Source organism: Haladaptatus sp. AB643, assembly GCF_024136975.1.
Classification (GTDB): Archaea; Halobacteriota; Halobacteria; order Halobacteriales; family Haladaptataceae; genus Haladaptatus.
Map to the genome: position 1 here is coordinate 1 of NZ_JAMYJW010000039.1, position 425 is coordinate 425.

General features: G+C 58.4%; 1 protein-coding gene. It reads right to left on the reverse strand.

The window, feature by feature from the left end:
* The coding region (locus tag NKF25_RS24085) for an ABC transporter ATP-binding protein (RefSeq protein WP_253229146.1) at positions 1–425 on the reverse strand (425 nt) is incomplete at both ends.

Genomic DNA, 425 nt, shown 5'->3' on the forward strand with positions numbered 1-425 from the left:
TACATCACGTTCACGCGGTCGCACAGTTCGGCGACGACACCCATGTCGTGGGTGACCCAGATGAAACTCGTGTCGTATTTGGCCTGCAAATCGTTGACCAACGAGAGGATTTGGCCCTCGACGGTCACATCCAGCGCCGTCGTCGGTTCGTCGGCGATGATCAGGCTCGGTTCGCACGCAAGTGCCATCGCGATGAGCACACGCTGGCGCATCCCGCCCGAGAACTGGTGTGGGTAGTTGTCGTAGCGTTCGACCGGTTCCGGAATGCCTACTTCCCGAAGCATACTGATCGCTTCTTCCTTCGCCTCGGATTTCGACAAATCGCGGTTGATTTCGATGAACTCCCTGAGTTGGCTCCCGACGGTGAAGACGGGATTCAGGCTCTCCATCGGGTCCTGGAAGATGATGGCGATTTCGGTGCCGCG